General features: G+C 68.2%; 1 protein-coding gene and 1 pseudogene. One reads left to right on the top strand and one right to left on the bottom strand.

The window, feature by feature from the left end:
- Nucleotides 1–664 (top strand): substrate-binding domain-containing protein (locus JHD82_RS28995; protein WP_199140346.1); only part of this gene is annotated, 664 nt, incomplete at its 5' end.
- Between the two features lie 21 nt (nucleotides 665–685).
- Here the strand turns inward: JHD82_RS28995 and JHD82_RS28990 are convergent.
- Nucleotides 686–868: pseudogene (locus JHD82_RS28990) on the bottom strand (AEC family transporter); the annotation flags it as partial.

The following is an 868-nucleotide window of genomic DNA, read 5'->3' as shown; positions in this document are numbered from 1 at the left end:
GGCCCTGCAGGGACTGGAAGGCTTCAGTGCGCAGGCGCGCAACATGCACCGGCAGCTGGTCGGCAGCCTGGCCATCGGCCTGATCGGCAATGCACCCATGGAATACAACGCGTTGATGGGGCGGGCCATACAGCGCTTTCGCCAGCGCGACGAGGCCGTGCGCCTGTCGGTGCTGGTGCGCGGGCCGCGCGAGCTGGAGGAAATGCTGCTGCGCGACGAGCTGCAGGTCGCCGTGGGCTATTTCCTGCACCGCGCGCCAGCGCTGGAATACACGCTGCTGTTCAGCGAAAGGCAGGTGGCCTATTGCAGCGCCAGCCATCCATTTGCCGCACGCGCGGGCCGCATCGGCGCGCAGGAGGCGGGGGAGGCCGACTGGACCTGGCGCACCTATCCGCTGCCGCAGGCACCGCTGACGGGGCGCCCGCGCCATGTCACCTCAGAGGCGGACAACATGGAGGCGGCCGCCATCCTCATCCTGTCAGGCGCCCACCTGGGCTACCTGCCAGAGCACTACGCGGCGCCCTATGTGGCTGCCGGCCTGCTGCATGCGCTGGACGAATCCCTCTTCAGCTATGACGTGGACATCACCATGGTGGCCAAGAAGCGCGCACGCCAGGACGACATCACGGCCGCCTTCACGGACGACATGCGTGCCGTGCTGTAGGGGCGACGCGGCACAGCGGCATCAGTACTGCAGCAGGCTCAGCGCAAACGGCAGGCTGAGCACGCCCAGCAGCGTGGACAGCGTGACCAGCCCCGCCACATACGAGCCGTTGTAGCCCATGCGCGCGGCCAGCACATAGCACGACGATGCGGTGGGCAGGGCAGAGAAGGCCATGAGGATCAGCGCCTGCGCACCGCTCAGGCC

It is taken from the genome of Delftia sp. ASV31, assembly GCF_016428765.1.
GTDB classification, from domain to species: Bacteria; Pseudomonadota; Gammaproteobacteria; order Burkholderiales; family Burkholderiaceae_C; genus Comamonas; species Comamonas acidovorans.
This window is presented reverse-complemented; position numbering and strand designations above follow the sequence as displayed.